The organism is Massilia haematophila (assembly GCF_042647645.1).
Taxonomy (GTDB): Bacteria; Pseudomonadota; Gammaproteobacteria; order Burkholderiales; family Burkholderiaceae_D; genus Telluria; species Telluria haematophila.
Window position 1 is genome coordinate 763,798 of sequence record NZ_JBHRVV010000001.1, and the last position, 17,790, is coordinate 781,587.

Annotated in this window: 15 protein-coding genes, 1 tRNA gene and 1 pseudogene; 8 read left to right on the forward strand and 9 right to left on the reverse strand. The window is 65.2% G+C overall.

The window, feature by feature from the left end; translation table 11 throughout:
• Positions 1-58: 58 nt before the first annotated feature.
• The 3 genes from ACFOPH_RS03540 to ACFOPH_RS03550 all read right to left on the reverse strand — a co-directional run bounded on the left by ACFOPH_RS03540 (position 59) and on the right by ACFOPH_RS03550 (position 2,006).
• Positions 59-817 carry a UDP-2,3-diacylglucosamine diphosphatase gene (locus ACFOPH_RS03540; protein ID WP_312550537.1) on the reverse strand — a complete coding sequence of 253 codons (759 nt, stop codon included), beginning with the start codon at positions 815-817 and terminating at the stop codon, positions 59-61.
• 54 nt (positions 818-871) lie between these two features.
• A complete protein-coding gene (locus ACFOPH_RS03545; RefSeq protein WP_312550536.1) occupies positions 872-1,366 on the reverse strand; it encodes a peptidylprolyl isomerase in 495 nt (164 codons plus the stop codon).
• Positions 1,367-1,427: 61 nt separating this feature from the next.
• On the reverse strand, positions 1,428-2,006 hold the full coding sequence (locus ACFOPH_RS03550) for a peptidylprolyl isomerase (RefSeq protein WP_312550547.1): 579 nt from the start codon (positions 2,004-2,006) through the stop codon (positions 1,428-1,430).
• A gap of 293 nt (positions 2,007-2,299) precedes the next feature.
• Between ACFOPH_RS03550 and cysS the strand changes: the two genes are divergently transcribed.
• From cysS to tilS, 4 genes are all read left to right on the forward strand, one after another.
• Complete coding sequence (gene cysS, locus ACFOPH_RS03555) at positions 2,300-3,706, forward strand: cysteine--tRNA ligase (protein ID WP_312550535.1); 1,407 nt, start codon at positions 2,300-2,302, stop codon at positions 3,704-3,706.
• Positions 3,706-4,386, forward strand: coding sequence for a DNA-3-methyladenine glycosylase family protein (locus ACFOPH_RS03560; protein WP_312550534.1), 681 nt, complete (start codon positions 3,706-3,708; stop codon positions 4,384-4,386). Before cysS ends, ACFOPH_RS03560 begins: the two co-directional genes overlap by 1 nt.
• Positions 4,387-4,461: 75 nt before the next feature.
• Positions 4,462-5,439, forward strand: a complete 978-nt coding sequence (locus ACFOPH_RS03565; protein WP_312550533.1) for an acetyl-CoA carboxylase carboxyltransferase subunit alpha — start codon at positions 4,462-4,464, stop codon at positions 5,437-5,439.
• Between the two features lie 24 nt (positions 5,440-5,463).
• On the forward strand, positions 5,464-6,873 hold the full coding sequence (tilS, locus tag ACFOPH_RS03570) for a tRNA lysidine(34) synthetase TilS (protein WP_379733565.1): 1,410 nt from the start codon (positions 5,464-5,466) through the stop codon (positions 6,871-6,873).
• A 199-nt stretch (positions 6,874-7,072) separates the two neighbouring features.
• Here tilS and ACFOPH_RS03575 read toward each other — a convergent pair.
• Positions 7,073-7,339, reverse strand: a pseudogene (locus ACFOPH_RS03575) (transposase); the annotation flags it as partial.
• A 102-nt stretch (positions 7,340-7,441) separates the two neighbouring features.
• Positions 7,442-8,416 carry an IS1595 family transposase gene (locus tag ACFOPH_RS03580; protein ID WP_379733567.1) on the reverse strand — a complete coding sequence of 325 codons (975 nt, stop codon included), beginning with the start codon at positions 8,414-8,416 and terminating at the stop codon, positions 7,442-7,444.
• 227 nt (positions 8,417-8,643) lie between these two features.
• Between ACFOPH_RS03580 and ACFOPH_RS03585 the strand changes: the two genes are divergently transcribed.
• On the forward strand, positions 8,644-9,891 hold the full coding sequence (locus ACFOPH_RS03585) for an aspartate kinase (protein ID WP_312550531.1): 1,248 nt from the start codon (positions 8,644-8,646) through the stop codon (positions 9,889-9,891).
• Positions 9,892-9,991: 100 nt separating this feature from the next.
• A tRNA-Ser gene (locus tag ACFOPH_RS03590) sits at positions 9,992-10,085 on the forward strand.
• Between the two features lie 137 nt (positions 10,086-10,222).
• On the opposite strand, the gene ACFOPH_RS03595 is transcribed toward ACFOPH_RS03590, so the two are convergent.
• The 3 genes from ACFOPH_RS03595 to ACFOPH_RS03605 are packed head-to-tail and all read right to left on the reverse strand — an operon-like array spanning position 10,223 to position 12,793.
• The gene (locus tag ACFOPH_RS03595) at positions 10,223-10,789 is read right to left on the reverse strand and encodes a TadE/TadG family type IV pilus assembly protein (RefSeq protein ID WP_312550530.1); all 567 of its coding nucleotides are present in this window, start codon (positions 10,787-10,789) and stop codon (positions 10,223-10,225) included.
• A gap of 31 nt (positions 10,790-10,820) precedes the next feature.
• Positions 10,821-11,324, reverse strand: coding sequence for a TadE/TadG family type IV pilus assembly protein (locus ACFOPH_RS03600; protein WP_312550529.1), 504 nt, complete (start codon positions 11,322-11,324; stop codon positions 10,821-10,823).
• Positions 11,321-12,793, reverse strand: a complete 1,473-nt coding sequence (locus ACFOPH_RS03605; protein ID WP_379733570.1) for a pilus assembly protein TadG-related protein — start codon at positions 12,791-12,793, stop codon at positions 11,321-11,323. Before ACFOPH_RS03605 ends, ACFOPH_RS03600 begins: the two co-directional genes overlap by 4 nt.
• 394 nt (positions 12,794-13,187) lie before the next feature.
• Between ACFOPH_RS03605 and tssF the strand changes: the two genes are divergently transcribed.
• The gene (tssF, locus tag ACFOPH_RS03610) at positions 13,188-15,074 is read left to right on the forward strand and encodes a type VI secretion system baseplate subunit TssF (RefSeq protein WP_379733572.1); all 1,887 of its coding nucleotides are present in this window, start codon (positions 13,188-13,190) and stop codon (positions 15,072-15,074) included.
• The gene (tssG, locus tag ACFOPH_RS03615; protein ID WP_379733574.1) at positions 15,038-16,207 is read left to right on the forward strand and encodes a type VI secretion system baseplate subunit TssG; all 1,170 of its coding nucleotides are present in this window, start codon (positions 15,038-15,040) and stop codon (positions 16,205-16,207) included. Before tssF ends, tssG begins: the two co-directional genes overlap by 37 nt.
• A gap of 12 nt (positions 16,208-16,219) precedes the next feature.
• Here the strand turns inward: tssG and ACFOPH_RS03620 are convergent, their stop codons facing one another.
• A complete protein-coding gene (locus ACFOPH_RS03620; protein ID WP_379733576.1) occupies positions 16,220-17,734 on the reverse strand; it encodes an aryl-sulfate sulfotransferase in 1,515 nt (504 codons plus the stop codon).
• Between the last annotated feature and the right edge of the window lie 56 nt (positions 17,735-17,790).

Consider the following 17,790-nt stretch of genomic DNA (forward strand, 5'->3'; position numbering starts at 1 on the left):
ATGCGTGGAAGCTGGAAACGACAAGAGCGGGCTTGCCCGCTCTTTTTTCATCGAATCCTTACGCGATAACGCCGTCGAGCCCGTAACGCCGGATCGCGCCGTCTTCGGCGATGGCGATCCAGCCGCCGCGCGGCGGTGCGGCATCGAGTTCCCAGTCGGGCAGCACGTAGCGCAGGCGCTCGCCGTGGCGGTGCAGGGCGGGGCGGTGGGTGTGGCCGTGGATCAGGATCGCGGCGCCGGTGGCATCGAAGAGCGCCTCGATCGCGTCAGGCGTGACGTCCATGATCGCGTAGGACTTGGTGGTGTGGGCCTCGCGGCTGCCTTCGCGCAGGCCGGCGATGATGGCCTTGCGCTTTTCCAGCGGCATGGCCAGGAATTGCTGCTGCCAGGCGGGATTGCGCACCATGGCGCGAAACTCCATATATTTCGTGTCGAGCGTGCATTCGGCGTCGCCATGCACGAGGGCGATGCGTTGCCCGCCGATATCCGTCACGTAGGGTTCGGCCAGCAAAGTCAGGCCGGCCGCATCGGCAAAGCCTTGCCCGACCAGGAAGTCGCGGTTGCCGGCCATCCAGAACAGGGCGACGCCGCTGTCCGCGAGCAGGCGCAGGGCGCTCGTGACGCGGGCATGGAAGGGCGTGCCGAGGTCGTCGTCGCCGGCCCAGTATTCGAAGATGTCGCCGAGCAGGTAAAGCGCGCGCGTGTGCGTGGCGTGTTCTTCCAGGAAGCGGAAGAAGGCCTCGGCGGTGCGCGGGTGGGATTCCTGCAGGTGCAGGTCGGAAATGAAAAGCGCGAGCGTGCGCGCGGGAGTGGCCATCGTAGTGCTGTGGTAGGTGATCCCGCGCGCCTTTCTATTGACTGATTCGCCGGATTACTGGGCGACTTCGACTTTTTCGATGATGACCGGCTCGACCGGCACGTCCGAGTGCATGCCCGAGCGCGAGGTGGCCACGCCGTTGATCGCGTCGACGATGTCCATGCCCGAGGTGACCTTGCCGAACACGGCATAGCCCCAGCCGTCCTGGCCCGGGTAGTTCAGGAAGTCGTTGTTCTTGGTGTTGATGAAGAACTGGGCCGATGCCGAGTGCGGCGCCGAGGTGCGGGCCATGGCGATGGTGTACTTGTCGTTCTTCAGGCCGTTCTTGGCTTCGTTCTCGACGGTGGCGTCGGTGGCTTTCTGCTTCATGCCCGGCTCGAAACCGCCGCCCTGGATCATGAAGTCCTTGATGACGCGGTGGAAGATCGTGTTGGTGAAGTGACCCTTGTTCACGTAGTCCAGGAAGTTGGCAACGGTCTTCGGCGCCTTGTCGGCGTCCAGTTCGACGGTGATGTTGCCCTTGTTGGTGGTCATGATTACGGAGGTCATGTGATGTCCTTTTTGTTTGAATACGTGTTTGAGTACGTGCGGGATGCGAAACGTGCAACCGTTATTTTACAAGCTTATCGCCAGAGAGGAGGGTCGCGTTCTGGATCACGACCGGCACCACCGGTACGTTCTGCATGCCGCGCACGTCGTCGACGACCACGTTCTTGATCTTGTCGACCGTCTCGAAGCCCTTCACCACGCGCCCGAACACGGTGTAGCCGTGGCCGTCTTCGCCCGGGTAGTCGAGGCCGGCATTGTCGTTGGTGTTGATGAAGAACTGCGAAGTCGCCGAGTTCGGATTGGCGGTGCGCGCCATCGCCACCGTGTAGGGCTTGTTCGACAGGCCGTTCTGGGATTCGAGCGGAATCGGTTTCCTGACGCCCGGCTTGTCGACCAGTTTCTCGGTATAGCCGCCGGCCTGGATCATGAAATCGCTGATGACGCGGTGAAAGACCGTGCCTTTGTAGAAGCCGGATTTTACATATTGCAGGAAATTGGCGGTGCTCTTCGGCGCCTTCTCCTGGTCGAGTTCGATGACGATCTCGCCCATGGTGGTCTTCAGCGCGACCTGGGGATTGTCCGCAGCCAACGCTGCGCCCGAGATCAACAAGGCCAGGCTGGCGGCAGCGGCGCGCGCCATCAGCGGGGTGGCAAATCGTGCGAATGGGGTCTTCAAGGCTTCTCCTCGGTGGACGTGGCGCAATGCCGTGTCAAGTCTTTTACAGAAAAATAAACCTGAGCCGTAGGCGGCCAGTCGGGATTTTATCAATGCTATACTTTGCGCAGAACGTCCCATTCTATCAAGAAGAACAACAACGAGGGCCCTGACGGTCTCGACGCAAAGCACCATCTCCCGGCGCGCGCCTCCTTGGCAGCCGTGCCCGGCATTTGCATTGCTCGGGTGTCCCGTCCCCTCTCGAATCACCACCACCAATGAGCCAATTAAAGATCTATAACACGCTGGCGCGCGAAAAACAGGTATTCGTTCCGATGGAGGCCGGCAAGGTCGGCATGTACGTCTGCGGCATGACCGTCTACGACTACTGCCACGTCGGGCACGCGCGCATGATGATGGCGTTCGACGTCATCTATCGCTGGCTCATGGCTTCCGGTTACGACGTCAAGTACGTGCGCAACATCACGGACATCGACGACAAGATCATCAAGCGCGCGGTCGAGAACGGCGAAACGCTGTCTTCGCTGGTCACGCGCTTCACCCACTACATGGACGAAGACACGCAGGCGCTTGGCATCCTGCCGCCGAACGTCGTCCCGCGCGCCACCGAATACGTGCCGCAGATGCTCTCGATCATCGAGAAGCTCGAAGAAAAGGGGCTGGCGTACAAGAGCGAGGACGGCGACGTCAACTACGCGGTGCGCGGCTTCGACGGCTACGGCAAGCTCTCCGGCAAGTCGCTCGACGACCTGCGCGCCGGCGAGCGCGTCGACGTCAATACCGGCAAGCGCGATCCGCTCGACTTCGTACTCTGGAAGGCCGCCAAGGAATCCGAACCGGCCGAAGCCAAGTGGGATTCGAAGTGGGGCCGCGGTCGTCCGGGCTGGCACATCGAGTGCTCGGCCATGTCCTGCGCCACGCTCGGCGAGCGCTTCGATATCCACGGCGGCGGCCAGGACCTGCAGTTCCCGCACCACGAGAACGAGATCGCCCAGAGCGAAGGCGCCTTCGGCGGTCCGATGGTGAACTACTGGATCCACAACGGTTTCGTGCGCGTCGACAACGAGAAGATGTCCAAGTCGCTCGGCAACTTCTTCACGATCCGCGACGTGCTCAAGAAATACGACGCCGAGGTGGTGCGCTTCTTCATCCTGCGCGCCCACTACCGCAGCCCGCTGAACTACTCGGACGTGCACATCGACGACGCCAAGGGCGCGCTGACGCGCCTGTACACGGCGCTGGCGGATTTCGACCTGGGCGATGCAAGCCCGGAAGTCGACTGGAACGAGGAACACGCCGTGCGCTTGCGCGAAGCGATGGACGACGACTTCAACACGCCGCTGGCCGTGGCCGAGCTGTTCGACCTGGCAAGCGAAGCGAACCGCACGAAATCGATCGCGACCGCGCGCCAGCTGAAGGCCCTGGCCGGCGTGCTGGGCCTGCTGCAGCGCGCGCCGCAGGACTACCTGCGCGGCGGCGTCGGCAGCGAGGCGGGCGAGGGCGGCCTGGACGAGGCCCGCATCGCCGGCCTGATCGCCGAGCGCGCCGCCGCCAAGAAGGCGCGCAATTTCGCGGATGCCGACCGCATCCGCACCGAACTGACTGCTGCCGGGATCATCCTCGAAGACAAGCCGGACGGGACGACGAACTGGCGTCGCGCATAATGGCAGCAGAACAGGACAAGGTCGGCCTGGACACGCCGGAACTCGAGGTTCCGGCGTACTGGGCGGAGGCAAAAGCGGAACTGATGCGGCGCGACCGCATCATGAAGCGTCTCATCCCGCAGTTCGGGGACATGCACCTGAAGGGCCATCCCGATCCCTTCACCACGCTGGCGCGCTCGATCGTCGGCCAGCAGGTCACGCCGAAAGCCGCCGACGCTGCCTGGACCAAGCTCGGCCAGGCCTGCCCGAAGATGACGCCAAGCCAGATCATCAAGCTCGGCGCCGAGCAGCTCGGCGCCTGCGGCCTGTCCAAGCGCAAGACCGAATACATCCTCGACCTGGCCGACCATTTCAAGGCCAAGCGCGTGCACGCCAACCTGTGGTCGCAGATGGACGACGAGGCGGTGATCGCCGAATTGGTCCGGATCCGCGGCATCAGCCGCTGGACAGCGGAGATGTTTCTGATATTTAATTTGCTCCGGCCGAACGTCCTGCCCCTGGACGACGCCGGCCTGATCCAGGGCATCAGCCAGAACTATTTCTCCGGCGAGCCGGTGTCGCGCAGCGATGCGCGCGAAGTCGCGGCGAACTGGGAGCCCTGGCGCACGGTGGCCACCTGGTACCTGTGGCGCAGTCTCGACCCTGTCATCGGGGCCGATGCCGCGTCCGATACGGTCTAGGGTACGGTAGAATAGCGCCAAAATGCCGCCGCCAGCCCAGCGCAGGCGAGGCCAAAGAACAACCCCGGAGGTACAATGACTAAAACAACTTTCCTCAGTTTTGAGCAGCCGATCGCCGAGCTCGATTCGAAAATCGAAGAGCTCCGCTTCGTCCAGGACGATTCGGCCGTCGACATCTCGGAAGAGATCGACCGCCTGGCCAAGAAGAGCCAGCAACTGACGAAGGATATCTACGCCAAGCTCACGCCGTGGCAGGTGTCCCAGATCGCGCGTCATCCGCAGCGCCCGTACACCATGGACTACGTGAACGCGATCTTCACCGACTTCCACGAGCTGCACGGCGACCGCAGCTTCGCCGACGACCAGTCGATCATCGGCGGCCTGGCGCGCTTCAACGGCCAGGCTTGCATGGTCATCGGCCACCAGAAGGGCCGCGACACGAAGGAGCGCGCGATGCGCAACTTCGGCATGCCGAAACCCGAAGGCTACCGCAAGGCCATGCGCCTGATGAAGCTGGCGGAAAAGTTCAACCTGCCGATCTTCACTTTCGTGGACACCCCGGGCGCCTTCCCCGGCATCGACGCCGAAGAGCGCGGCCAGTCCGAAGCGATCGGCCATAACCTGTACGTCATGGCCGAGCTGAAAGTGCCGCTGATCGCCACCATCATCGGCGAAGGCGGTTCCGGCGGCGCGCTGGCGATCGCGGTCGGCGACGCGGTGCTGATGCTGCAATACGCGACCTATTCGGTGATCTCGCCGGAAGGCTGCGCCTCGATTCTGTGGAAGACCTCGGAGCGCGCCTCCGACGCGGCCGACGCCCTGGGCCTGACCGCGCACCGCCTGAAGGCGATGGGCCTGATCGACAAGATCATCAACGAGCCGCTGGGCGGCGCCCACCGCGACCCGAAAGGCATGGCGCAGATGCTCAAGCGCGCGCTGGCCGACACCCTGCGCCAGTTCCAGGGCATGAAGACCAAGGACCTGCTCGAAGCCCGTCACCAGAAGCTGATGGCCTACGGCAAGTTCAAGGAAACCACGCCCAGCGAAGAGTGAGTCGTACTGAGTGATTGGTACTTTGTGAGTCAGTCTGAAGCCGGGCACGTCCCGGCCACTTTCGCGCGCGCGCTCAATGCGCTGCGCGCACAGTCTTCCCCTTCCTCCATCGCCATTGCCTGCAGCGGCGGCCTCGACTCGATGGTCCTGCTGCACCTGGCGTCGAACTGGTGCCGTGCGCACGGCGTCAACCTGTTCGCCTTCCACGTCCATCACGGCCTCAGCCCGAATGCCGATGCCTGGCTCGCGCACGTCGAGGCGGGCGCTGCGGCGCTCGGCGTCACGGTCGACCACCGCCGCGTCGCCGTCGACAAGCGCGGTTCCGGCACGGAGGCGGCAGCACGCAAGCTGCGCTACCGGGCGCTAGGCGAGATGTGCCGCGCGCATGGCGCCACGCTGCTGCTGACCGCCCACCATCTCGACGACCAGGCCGAAACCGTGCTGCTGCAACTGCTGCGCGGTTCCGGTCCCGCCGGCCTGTCGGGCATGGATGCGGCCAACAGCGCGCCCGAGCTGCTGGGCAACCCAGAGCTGGTGATGGCGCGGCCCTTGCTGCCGCTGGCGCGCGCCGAGCTGGAAGCGTATGCCGCCGAACACGCGCTGGCCTGGGTCGAGGACGAATCGAACCTGGATCCGCGTTACGCCCGCAACGCGTTGCGCCACCAGGTGATGCCGGCCCTGGCGCAAGCCTTCCCCGGCTTCCAGCAGCGCTTCGCGCGCAGCGCTGCCCATGCGCAGTCGGCCCAGCGTTTGCTCGACGAGCTGGCCGAACAGGACCTGGCGGCCAGCCTGGCCGACGATGCCGTCGACGTCGCCCGCCTGCGGTCGATGAGCCTCGACCGCGTCTACAACATGCTGCGCCACTGGTTCCGCGTACGCGGCCTGGCCATGCCCTCGACCGCCTGGCTAATCGAGATGGTGGCGCAGTTGCTGGAAGCGCGCCACGACGCCCAGCTGCTGGTCACGCACCCGGCCTGCCACATCCGGCGCCATCGCGACCGCCTGTACATCACGCCGAAGCTGGCGATTCTCTCCGGCATGCGCGACCCCGACGACGAAGGCGTGATCGAGAAGTTCGGCGAAAGCTTCGCCTGGCGTGGGGAAGGGCAGCTGGCTTTCCCCGCCTATGGCGGGGTGCTGCACTTCGAGCCGGCCGAGACGGGTTTCGACGCCGCCTGGCTGCGCGCCCAGCCGCTGTTGATCGACTTCCGCAAGGGCGGCGAGCGCCTGAAGCTGGCGCCGAACCGCCCGACGCGCAGCCTGAAGGTGCACTACCAGGCGGCCGACGTGCCGGCCTGGGAGCGCACGCGCCTGCCGATCGTCAGCGCCAACGGCGAACTCCTGTACGCCGCCGGCCTGGGCATGGATTGCCGCCACTTCGGCACCGCTCCGGCCGCGCTGGTCGCGCTGCGCTGGCAGCCCGCGAACGCCTGAGCGAGCTGCGCTGACTGTTTGCATCGCCCACCGGTAGGCCCGTGCCGGTGGCGCCGCCGCGCCCCGCACCCCTCGGGCAACGCCCGCCCCACCTGCCGGGCGGAATAATTGGTGCTGTCACCGTTCGCTGTGGATGAGCCCGATGGCAAGGCTGAACAATTGATCGGCAGAAGTGATCTTTCCGCCATCGAGCATCCGGCGCCATCCCAGTGCCGGTCAAATCATTGAAGGTGCGCCGGCACGCGCGGCAGCGGTAGCGCTGCAGGTCGTTCGCATAGCCATGCCGATGCAAGCGTTCACACCGGCAATGGGGGCAGCAGCGTCCCGCCGACCTGACTTGTCCGATCAGCGCGAGCACCTGGTGCAGCCCGGCAGCCGGTCGCAAGGCGTCGAGAACGCGCAGCCGCTGGGGCCCGTTCAGTGCGGGCAAGGCCGCAAACCACTTCGTGAAGCGAGGCGCTTTCATGACGGACCCGTATCGATGGCGATACGGGTTGGACCGTGAATGAGCTCGACAGTTCACTGCTCATCCATAGCGAACGGTGACAGCGCCGAATAATTGGCGCTGTCACCGTTCGCTGTGGATGAGCCCGATCGCGAGGCGAAACAACTGATCGGCAGAAGTGACCTTGCCACCATCGAGCATCCGGCGCCATCCCAGGTAGTTCGGCAAGTAGCGCGACGCGACACCATGGAAAGGCGCCAGCCATGCCCGCAGGCGCTGGTGATAGGCGTTCACGTTCTGTACGTGGATGGCGCCCCTTGGGCCTGGCCGGACACGCTCGCCGGCGCTGAGATTGACGGCCTGGTGCGCAATACCGTGGGCACGGGCGAAAGCCCGATAGGCCGCGTTCGCGTCCGTCACGAGCAAGACATCTTTGTCCAGGAAAGGCAGCAGGTGGCGCTCGAGCTGGATCTTGCTGACGGGGCCGCGGCCGACGACGGCATCGATGGTCTGCCTGTTGCGGTCACGCGCCACGAGGATGCAGTCGAGTTCGCGTGAAATGCCGCGCCTGCTGGCCGCGCCACCCCGCTTGCGCGCCGGCCGATCGAGCGTGCGCGAACCTTTTTGGGATTCCAGGATGAACATTTCGTCGGCCTCGGCGATACCGTTCAGGGATTCCGGCCGGTCCGCCTTCACCCGATCCAGGAAGCGATGCCGCCAGCGAAAAGCGGTGTTACGGTGCACCTTGACGCCGTCGGCCGCCGCCCGCACCGGGCGGGATGCCCGCAGCGCATCGAGATAAGCCAGCCATTTCCCACGCAGGCGCAAGCCTGCCAACGGCGTGCCGGTCAAGTCGTTGAAAGTACGCCGGCACGCGCGGCAGCGGTAGCGCTGCAGGTCGTTGGCATGGCCATGCCGGTGCCACCGTTCGCACCGGCAATGGGGGCAGCAGCGTGCGGTCGACCTGACTTGTGCGATCAGCGCAAGCACCTGGTGTAGCCCGGCAGCCGGGCGCAAGGCGTCGAGAACGCGCAGCCGCTGGGGCCCGTTCAGTGCGGGCAAGGCCACAAACCACTTTGTGAAGCGAGGCGCTTTCATGACGGACCCGTATCGATGGCGATACGGGTTGGACCACGAATGAGCTCGACAGTTCACTGCTCATCCATAGCGAACGGTGACAGCGCCGAATAATTTCTATTCGAAAACCGTATTACTTTATTTGTATTCCGTATAGCTTTTCGGACTTAGTCCCTTGTGATTTTGCGCTGCAACATGCTAGAGTAAGTATCCCCTTTGATCCTTCACAAGCTGGAAAGCTTACAGTTATGGCTTTAATTGTCCACAAATACGGTGGTACGTCGATGGGCTCGACGGACCGTATCAAGAACGTTGCGGCCCGCGTCGCCAAGTGGCATGACGCCGGGCACAAAATCGTCGTGGTGCCGTCGGCGATGTCGGGCGAGACCAACCGCCTGATCGGTCTTGCCAAGGAAATCATGCCGCAGCCGGATCCGCGCGAACTGGACATGATCGCCTCGACCGGCGAACAGGTGTCGGTCGGCCTGCTGGCGATGGCGCTGCTGGCGATCGGCAAGGACGCCGTGTCCTACACCGGCTGGCAGGCCGGCATCCGCACCGACTCCGCCTTCACCAAGGCGCGCATCCAGTCGATCGACGACTCGCGCGTGCGTGCCGACCTCGACGCGGGTAAGATCGTCATCATCACCGGCTTCCAGGGCGTGGACGAAGAGGGCAATATCTCGACCCTGGGCCGCGGCGGCTCGGACACCTCGGCCGTGGCGATCGCCGCGGCGCTGAAGGCCGACGAATGCCTGATCTACACCGACGTCGACGGCGTCTACACCACCGACCCGCGCGTGGTGGACGAGGCGCGCCGCCTGGAGAAGATTACGTTCGAGGAAATGCTGGAACTGGCCTCGCTCGGCTCGAAGGTGCTGCAGACGCGCTCGGTCGAGTTCGCCGGTAACTACCAGGTCCCGACGCGCGTGCTGTCGTCGCTGACCGACCCCCTGATGCCGCTGGCCGAGGAAGCCAGTTCGGGCACCCTGATTTCGTTTGAGGAAGAAACCAACATGGAACAAGCCGTCATCTCCGGTATCGCATTCACCCGTGATGAAGCCAAGATCACTGTCCTGGGCGTGCAGGACAGGCCCGGCGTCGCATTCCACATCCTGGGCCCGATCTCGGACGCCAACATCGAAGTGGATATGATCATCCAGAACCAGTCGGTGGACGGCAAGACCGACTTCACCTTCACCGTCTCGCGCAACGACTACCAGCGTGCCCTGGCCGTGCTGGAAGGCGAACGCGAAGCGCTCGGCTACACCCGCATCCTGGGCGACGCCAAGGTGTCGAAGGTGTCGGCGGTGGGCGTGGGCATGCGCAGCCACGTCGGCGTCGCCTCGCAGATGTTCCGCACGCTGGCGGACGAGGGCATCAACATCATGATGATCTCGACCTCCGAGATCAAGATTTCCGTCCTGATCGACGAGAAATACATGGAGCTGGCCGTCCGTGCCCTCCATAAAGCTTTTGATCTGGAGCAAGCTTAACTTTTTTCAAAAATTTGGCCGCGCTTCCTTGACCAAATGAGGTGTGGCCATTAATATGCGTGCACTCAGCGACAACGAGCAACATTGTTAAGAGCTGACTGGAGGCGTGGCCGAGTGGCCGAAGGCACTTCCCTGCTAAGGAAGCATACGGGCTTAAACCTGTATCGTGGGTTCGAATCCCACCGCCTCCGCCAAGTTACAAAAGAGAAAGCCACCGAAAGGTGGCTTTCTCTTTTGTAAGCGCAGCCCGCGGTAGGTGGGCGAATCCCTGTTCGATCTTGCGTGAAGCCACCGAAAGGTGGCTTTTTTGTACTCCATCCCGAAACCTGCATCACAGCGCCGGCGTCTCTCCACCCCTGTACCCCAGGCTTTGCGCCGGAACCACCGTCTGCGCGCGAGGCAAGCCGAGCAGCCGGAGATCGATCAGCGGGAACAGCGTCTCGTAGGGCACCCGGTTGCAGTTTGCCGATGCGCCGGGCTGGCAGACCTGCACGCGGATGAAGCGGATACAGTTTCCGGCGTGCGGGTTTGCGAGGCAGTTGAGGCGGTTCGTTGCCGGATCCGCGGGCAGCGCGGTCACCGGCTGAAGGTCGAGCGTGTTTCCCGTGCCAGGCGAGACCGACAGGTATTCCAGCCTCAGGTGTTCGAAGGTGATCGGTGCGCCAAGGACGAGGTTGCCGTTCCTGTCCTGGAACAGCGCCTGTTTTCGGATCGTATCGCGCGAGGTCTGGTCGAAAGGAAAGTCCATGGCCAGGACGGCCGCCCGTCTGGTGACTTCCTGCAGCGTATTGCACAGGTAGATAAGGCGCGCTATCTCGAGTACGCCGAATATCAGGCTGAAGAAGACGAGAACGAGAAGAGCAAACTCGACAGCGGCCACGCCGCCCTGTTTCTTCATCCATGCGCCGCGCGCGCATGACGGCCGGCGATCAGCGTCCCACATAGCGCATCGACACCTGGGTAATGATGGGAAGGCCGTCGAGGCCCGCGACGGGGCCGGTGAACGGGGCAAGGAAGGGATCGCTGACGGTCATGACCAAGCTCGCCCTGACGTCGACAGGCGTCAAGGTGGCGTTGTTGCAGCTCAATCTGGTCAAGGTGGTCGCGCTGGCAGGGAATCTGTACCAGCAGTCCACCGCAGGCGCGAGTGTCGCCCGCGTCATTTCATCGAAATCTTCCGTTTCCCAGCCGATGATGCGTTCCGCGAGATCTTCCGCGCCGCCCGCCCTGATATGCGCGAGCGGCAGCGTCGCCATGGCGAGTGAAGCGTCATGCACGGCTTTCTGGGCAACGGTGTAGTACCAGAAATACCTTCCGAAAAAAAGAATGAAGGCCAGCAGCGGCACCAGGATCAGGGTAATGATGATTGCCGCCTCCACGGCAACGGAGCCGTCCTGACGGCGGACGCTGATCGAGCGATAAAGACCTGTCATTGGTATAGCTCCACTTGTCCAACAAGCGCTTCTTCCTTGGCGAGGCCGGCAAACTCCGCAAACAGACTGTCCTCGCTGGCCTTGACCGTCATATAGAACTTGCCGATAGCCAGGGCCTCCGCCGTTGCCGGCGCGCCTGCGTCGACCGGGCAGCGCAGCAGGGGAATGTTCAGGATCCGGCGGTCGGCCACGCCTTTGAGTCCCCCGGACGGGGACAGACTGAAACTGCTGGTCTTGGCAGGGACCGACGAGGGATAGGTGTTCTTCGGTTTCGGCGTGCCGGGCTTGTACAGCTTTTGCCAGTCCGTGGTCGTGGCGTTGAAGGTGGAATACGGTTCCGCAGCCGAATACTTGGCTGCCCTGGTGTTGATCCACAGCGGGCCCCACTTGTCCGCTGTCGTTCCGGTATCGGCCGAGTCCAGCTCGGCGATGGTGAACAGCTTGGTGCTGGTTGTCGCCTCGGCCGCTCCCTGTCCCGCCGGCTTGTCCTCCATCCAGGTGATGGCGTTCGTGGCGGTCGAGACCGTGTATTCCATCACATTGGTGTCGGGCGGGGCACCGGTCGAGGTGCACGGCGCGGTGTAGCTACCGAAGCGGGAATTGAGCTGGGCAAACAGGCCTGCGAGGGGGAAGTCATGTTCGACCGTGAGATTTCCGCCGGTTACCCGCGACATGGCCATCGTGCCGGTACAGACGAAGGGCCGGAGGACATCCAGCCTCGTTTTCACTGAGCCGCCCGGCTTTCCTGGCGGCGCCATCGGATTGACGAGGAAATGCGCCCCTTTCACATTGCTGTCGTGATTCAGCCGCATCAGGTTATAGCTGACGCCGCGACGAAATCCATATTCGACCAGTTCCGTATCCCGCTCCTTGATCGCCGTATCGGACATGGCGCAAATCGCCAACGGGGTGACATTGATCGTCGAACGGCCGGCAACCGCGCGGGCGCCGGTCCGGGCAGTGGCGCTGGCGGATGGGAGTACCTGGAGCAGCGCCATGTGCACGAGGCCATGGTCGTCCGCGAGGCGGCCGGTGTCGACTTCGACATAGAACAGGTTCCGCGCCTGTCCTTGTGCTTCTGCGCCGTCGAGCCATGCCTCGCCATCGGGGTCGGCGCCGAACCTGAGCGCATTCGGCAACCAGACGACGCCGGCGGTGTTGTAGTCATACAGGGCGTTCCTGGCAGCCGACTGGGCCGCGGCATTCGCGGCCCGCTGGATGCCGGCCGCAGTGCCGTCGAGTTCGGCTGCTGCGGAAAGCGCCACGGCGTCCGCCAGCGCCTGCAACTCGACCTTGCGGTTATAGACCCTGCCGAGATCGATCGCCAGGCCGCAAAAGCCGAGCATGACGAGAATCAGCGCCGCCGTCATCACGGCAAAGGCGCCGCGCTGACGCCGGAGCGGCATGCTGGCCGGCCGGGAGCGGATGCCTGCAGGACGCGTCCTCATGTGATGGCCTAGCTTGAACATTGCTGCCTCTCCCCAAAAATGCCCGCAAAACCTTGCATCGAAACAATTTTATGGTTGAGTTGTCGCTCAAAATTGAGATTGCGCAATCAAATGAGGCACAAGTGGTCAATCGTCGAATTGAGCCACAGCCAAAAGGAGAGGTTTAAGGAAAATCAGTTCAATCGTGATTATTTCCTGATCGCTCAGATCTCGATGGGGATGTTCGTCATCTTCACGAACAGCAGCCGCCGCGACAGGATGTCGTCGACGGGCTACCGCCGCCGCGAACGAAGCGGAGGCGCTCGCGTGCACGGCCGGAGTACACGCGAGCGGGCTGTTTGGCGCCTGTCAATGTCTGCAAAGGAGCGCGATGGGAGCATACATCTTGGTCTTCAGCAATTTTTGCGGAGAACGTATGGATGAGCTTCTGCGGTATTTCGAGGAAGAGCTGGGTTTGTTCGGTCAGTTCGCGCGCGAGTTCCGCAGCCGTTTTCCGAAGCCGGCGGGCGCGCTCCATATCGCCGGCGACAGCATCGACGATCCGGGCGTCGCGCGCCTGATCCAGTCGGTGGCGCTGATGAGCGCACGCATCCACAAGCGCCTCGACGACGACTATCCGAAGTTCACCGAGGCCCTGCTGGAAAGCCTGTATCCGCACTACCTGCGGCCCTTGCCCTCGTATGCGATCGCCCAGCTGGCACAGGACGGCTTCGATGGCGCCGGCCCCGGTGTCGGCGAGTTCGCGCTGCTGCCGCGCGGGACGGCCCTGCGCAGTGCCGCCGTGCAGGGCACCATCTGCCACTTTCGCACGGTCTATCCGGCGGTCGCCGCGCCGCTGCGGATCGTGCGCGCCGCCTTCTCGGCGCCGCTCGCCGCGGGACGCGGGCCGCGCCCGGCGCGCGGCGTGGTCGCCAGCGTCGCCATCGAGTTCGAGACCCGCGGTTCGTTCGCCGCGCTGTGGGCGCGCGGCATGGGGCGGGTCAGGATCTTCGTCGACGGCGAGGCGTCGCTGCGCGCGGCGCTGCTCGACGCGCTGTTCCTGCACGGGGCGGGCGCCTGGGTCCGGGCGGGAGCGCAGGGCGAAGCGCAGGCCGGGGTGCAGGCAAACGCCGCACCCTGGCAGGCGCTCGAGGCATCGCCGCTGCGGCTGGCCGGCTTCGGCGACGACGACGCCGTCCTGCCCGATGCGCCGCGTTCGCATCCGGCCTTCCGGCTGCTGACCGAGTACTTCAGCTATCCCGAGAAATTCGGTTTCCTCGAGCTCGACCTGGCGCCGGTGCTGCGCCTGCTGCCGTCAGCCTGCGCGCGTTTTACCCTGCACCTGCCGCTGCGCGCGCCGAGCGCCGACGCGCTGGAAGCGCGCCTGCTGGCGCCGCTCTCGGCCAGCAACCTGCTGCTCGGCTGCACGCCAGTGGTCAACCTGTTCCGCAAGGGCGGCGACCCGATCCAGCTGTCGCACACCCGCGCCGATTATCCGCTGGCGGCCGATGCGGCGCATGCCGCCTCTTACGAGATCCACAGCATCGACCGGGTGCGGGTGCTGCGCGAAGCGCGCGGCGCCACGAGCGTGACCGAGTTCGCGCCCCTGTACGCGGTGCGGCACGAAGAGGCGGGCGCCGCGCCGGCCCGGCATTTCTGGGTCGCCCGGCGCGACGAAACGCTGGCCGCGGTCAGCCCCGGCCACGAGGTGCGCCTGGCCCTGGTCGACGCCGATTTCCGGCCCAGCGAGGTCGCGGGCGCCACGGTATCGACCGAGCTGACCTGCACCAACCGCGACCTGCCGGCCCGGCTCAAGGCCGGCAACCCCGAAGGCGACCTGGTCGCCGAAATGGGGGCCAGCAGTGCGCCCTGGCGCCTGCTGCGCAAACCCACGCCGAGCTACCGCTTCGACGCCAAGGGCGCGCACTGGCGGCTGATTTCCCATCTCGCACTGAACCACGCGGGACTGACCGATGCCGGCCTGGCCGACCTGCAGAAGATGCTCACCCTGTACGACCTGCCGCGCTCGAGCAGCGCGCGGCGCCAGATCGCCGGCATCGTCGGCCTCGAGCACGGCGCCATGCGCGCCTGGATCAGGACGCGCCCGGTGTCGACCCTGATGCCGGGCGTCGGCATCCGCATGACGGTCGACGAAGAGGCATTCGCAGGCGCCAGCCTGTACGTGTTCGCGCAGGTGATGGATCGCTACTTTGCCCTGAACAGCCAGCTCAACTGCTTTACCTGGCTCGAGATCGTATCGAGCCGCACCGGCCAGGAGATCCACGCATGCGCCCCTCGCAGCACCGCCACGGCACGAGCGTGATCGAGCGCCTGCTCGCGGCGCCGCAAAGTTTCGAATTCGTCCAGGCCGTCACCATCCTGCTGCGCTGGCTGGAAGAGCGGGGCGTGGCGCCGGAGCGCGCGCTGCGCGAGTCCCTGCGCTTCGAGAACAGCCTGCACCTGGGCTTCCCCGCCAGCGAGATCGAGACGCTGCAGGCGGTGCGCGCGGTTCCCGGCATGGCGGCCGCCGCGCCGCAGGAGCTGCAGGACGAGGCGGGCGCTCGGGAAGAGCCGGCCGGCCCGCGCTTTAGCATGACCGCGACCTTCATGGGGCTGCTCGGCGCCCACGGTACGCTGCCGGCCCATTACACCGAACGGATCGCGCAGTGGCAGCATGATTGCCAGGACGAAGCGCCGCGCGCCTTCCTGGACATGCTTTCCGGCCGCATGCTGGCGCTGTACTACGCGGCCTGGCGCAAGTACCGGGTCGAGTATGCAGTCGCAGGCCCCGGCGACGATTTCCGCGCGCGCCTGCTGGCCCTGGCCGGGAGCACGGGGGGGCAGGAGCGCGGGCAAGATGATGGGCAGGAGCGCGGACAGGAACGCGAACACGGGTCCGGCCCCGGCGTGCCGCAGGCACTGATCGCCTGTTTTGCCGGCATGCTGCAGCAGCGGCCGCGCTCGGCGGCCGCGCTGCAGCGGCTGCTGGCGGGGTATTTCGGCCTGCCGGTGGCGCTGGACGAGGCGGTCGGCCACTGGAGCAGGATGGCGCCGGACGAACAATCCGCGCTCGGCGCCGGCGCCCGCCTCGGCGAAAACACCCTGCTCGGCGCACGCTGCTGGCGGCCGGACTTGCGTGCCCGCCTGCGCATCGGCCCGCTGGACCGCGAGACATTCGAACGCTTCCTGCCCAGCGGCGACATGGCGGCGGCCCTGCGCCGCATCCTGGCCCGGTTCGGCGTACCGGGCGTGGATTTCGAAGTGCAATTGCTGCTACGGGCGAGCGAGGTCGGGCCGACCCGGCTCGAGGGCAGGCTGGCGGCGAGCTCGCGCCTTGGCCGCGACAGTTTCCTGGTGACCGCCGCGGCCGTCACCGATCGCGCCGACATGCGCTACCTGATCAGCCCGATGGCGCCGCTGCCGCCCCTGCGCGCGCGCCAGCGTAGCCCAGGATGAGCTGCTGCGGCGCTAGTCGAACACCAGGCCGGTGAATGCGATGGGCTCGGCGATGAAGACCGTCGCGCAGTTCAGCGAGGGGTACTCGACATCGAATGCGACTTCGAAGGCGCTGTCGATGCCCAGGAAGCGGGCGCGGGTGCGCGCCCCCGCGGCCGCGTACACCACCAGGTAGTTCCCTGGCGTGGTCTCGTAGGTGCTGGAGCAGATGTCGGAAAGGACCGGCGGTTCGGCCGCATAGGTCCAGACCTCGGCGGCAGTGCCGGCCTGCTCGTCGATGACATAGCGCGAGGGCGTGCTGAAGTCGCGGCTGAGGCCGGGCGCGGTGCCAGGCGCCGGGTTGAGGTTGCCGAGCCCGTTATTGAAGAGCAGGAGTTCGCCGTTCGAAGCGATCGACAGGGTGTGCTGGCCGATCGGCGCCTTGCCGGCCGTGAGCTCCAGCGCCAGCGCGCGCAGCGAGGGATAGTCGACATACCAGTGCTTGGTCGTGTCGCCGAACAGCCACTTGATGCGCCCCGTCTGGTAATCGAGCTTGACGACGAAGTTCTCGCGGCTGGAGATCAGGAGCGTGTCGTCGGCCGGCACGTAAATGGCGGAATTCATGTGGAACCAGTCGACGCCGTCGCGCACGAAGTTCGACGGATCGTCGCCCCCGGCCCGCATCGCGGCGCGGAAGATCTGCGCCAGGTCCCATTCCTTCAGGATTTCTCCCCCGGTCCCGATCTCGACCAGGATCGATTCGATTTTCTGCACCCCGGCGTCGACGGCGTCGAGCTCGGCCAGCAGGCCCTGTTTGCCGCGGGTGAGGTCGTGGTGAAAGTTGGTGTAGCGGGTCGAGGCCAGCGGGATGGTGGTGTAGGCGCCGGTAAGGTCGAAGCGGTACAGGTCCGGCGTGGTCGAACTGCCGACATAGAAGGCGTCGCCGCTGAAGTGGGTAGTGGCGGAAGACGGCACGTTGTCGCCGATCCAGCGTAGATTGCCGTCGCTGTCGAGCACGGCCGGCGCGGTGAAATTGTTTTTGATGAGCATGTAATCGATACCCGGCGCCGCTGCGGCGCTGCGCGGCGTCCGCACCTCCGGCGTGTTATAGACGGACCCCGGGCCGGCATAGGCCGGCGCGACCACCGTCAGCGCCGCTTCGTGGCGCGACTCGTCCTCGAAGGTGGCGCTGATGGCGAGCTGGTTGGCGTAGCCGGCGTACAGGCCGAAGACCGGGACCACCAGTTGCTTATCGCCCGGGCGCCAGGCGCCGCTGCGCTCGAGCCAGGCGCGCGAGTAGGTCGCGGCCATCGGTTTCGAAAAAGTGCCGGGCTTGGCGGCGATGGCGAAGGAAACGCTCGCCAGGTGCGCGAATTCTTCCAGCGACAGGGTCAGGTTCGCCACGAAAGGCGTGCCGCCGGGCGCCTGGCCGACCACGCCCAGGCGCGCGGCCTCGGCCTGGCCCTGCGGTGCGTCGTCGGAATTGCCGCACGCCGCAATCAGCAGGCAAAGCAGCAATGGGAGCAGACTGCGCAGCGCGATCTTCATGCATCCTCCGATGTGGACACCGACGAGTTCCAGTTCGACGGCGCCGCCGCGGTTTA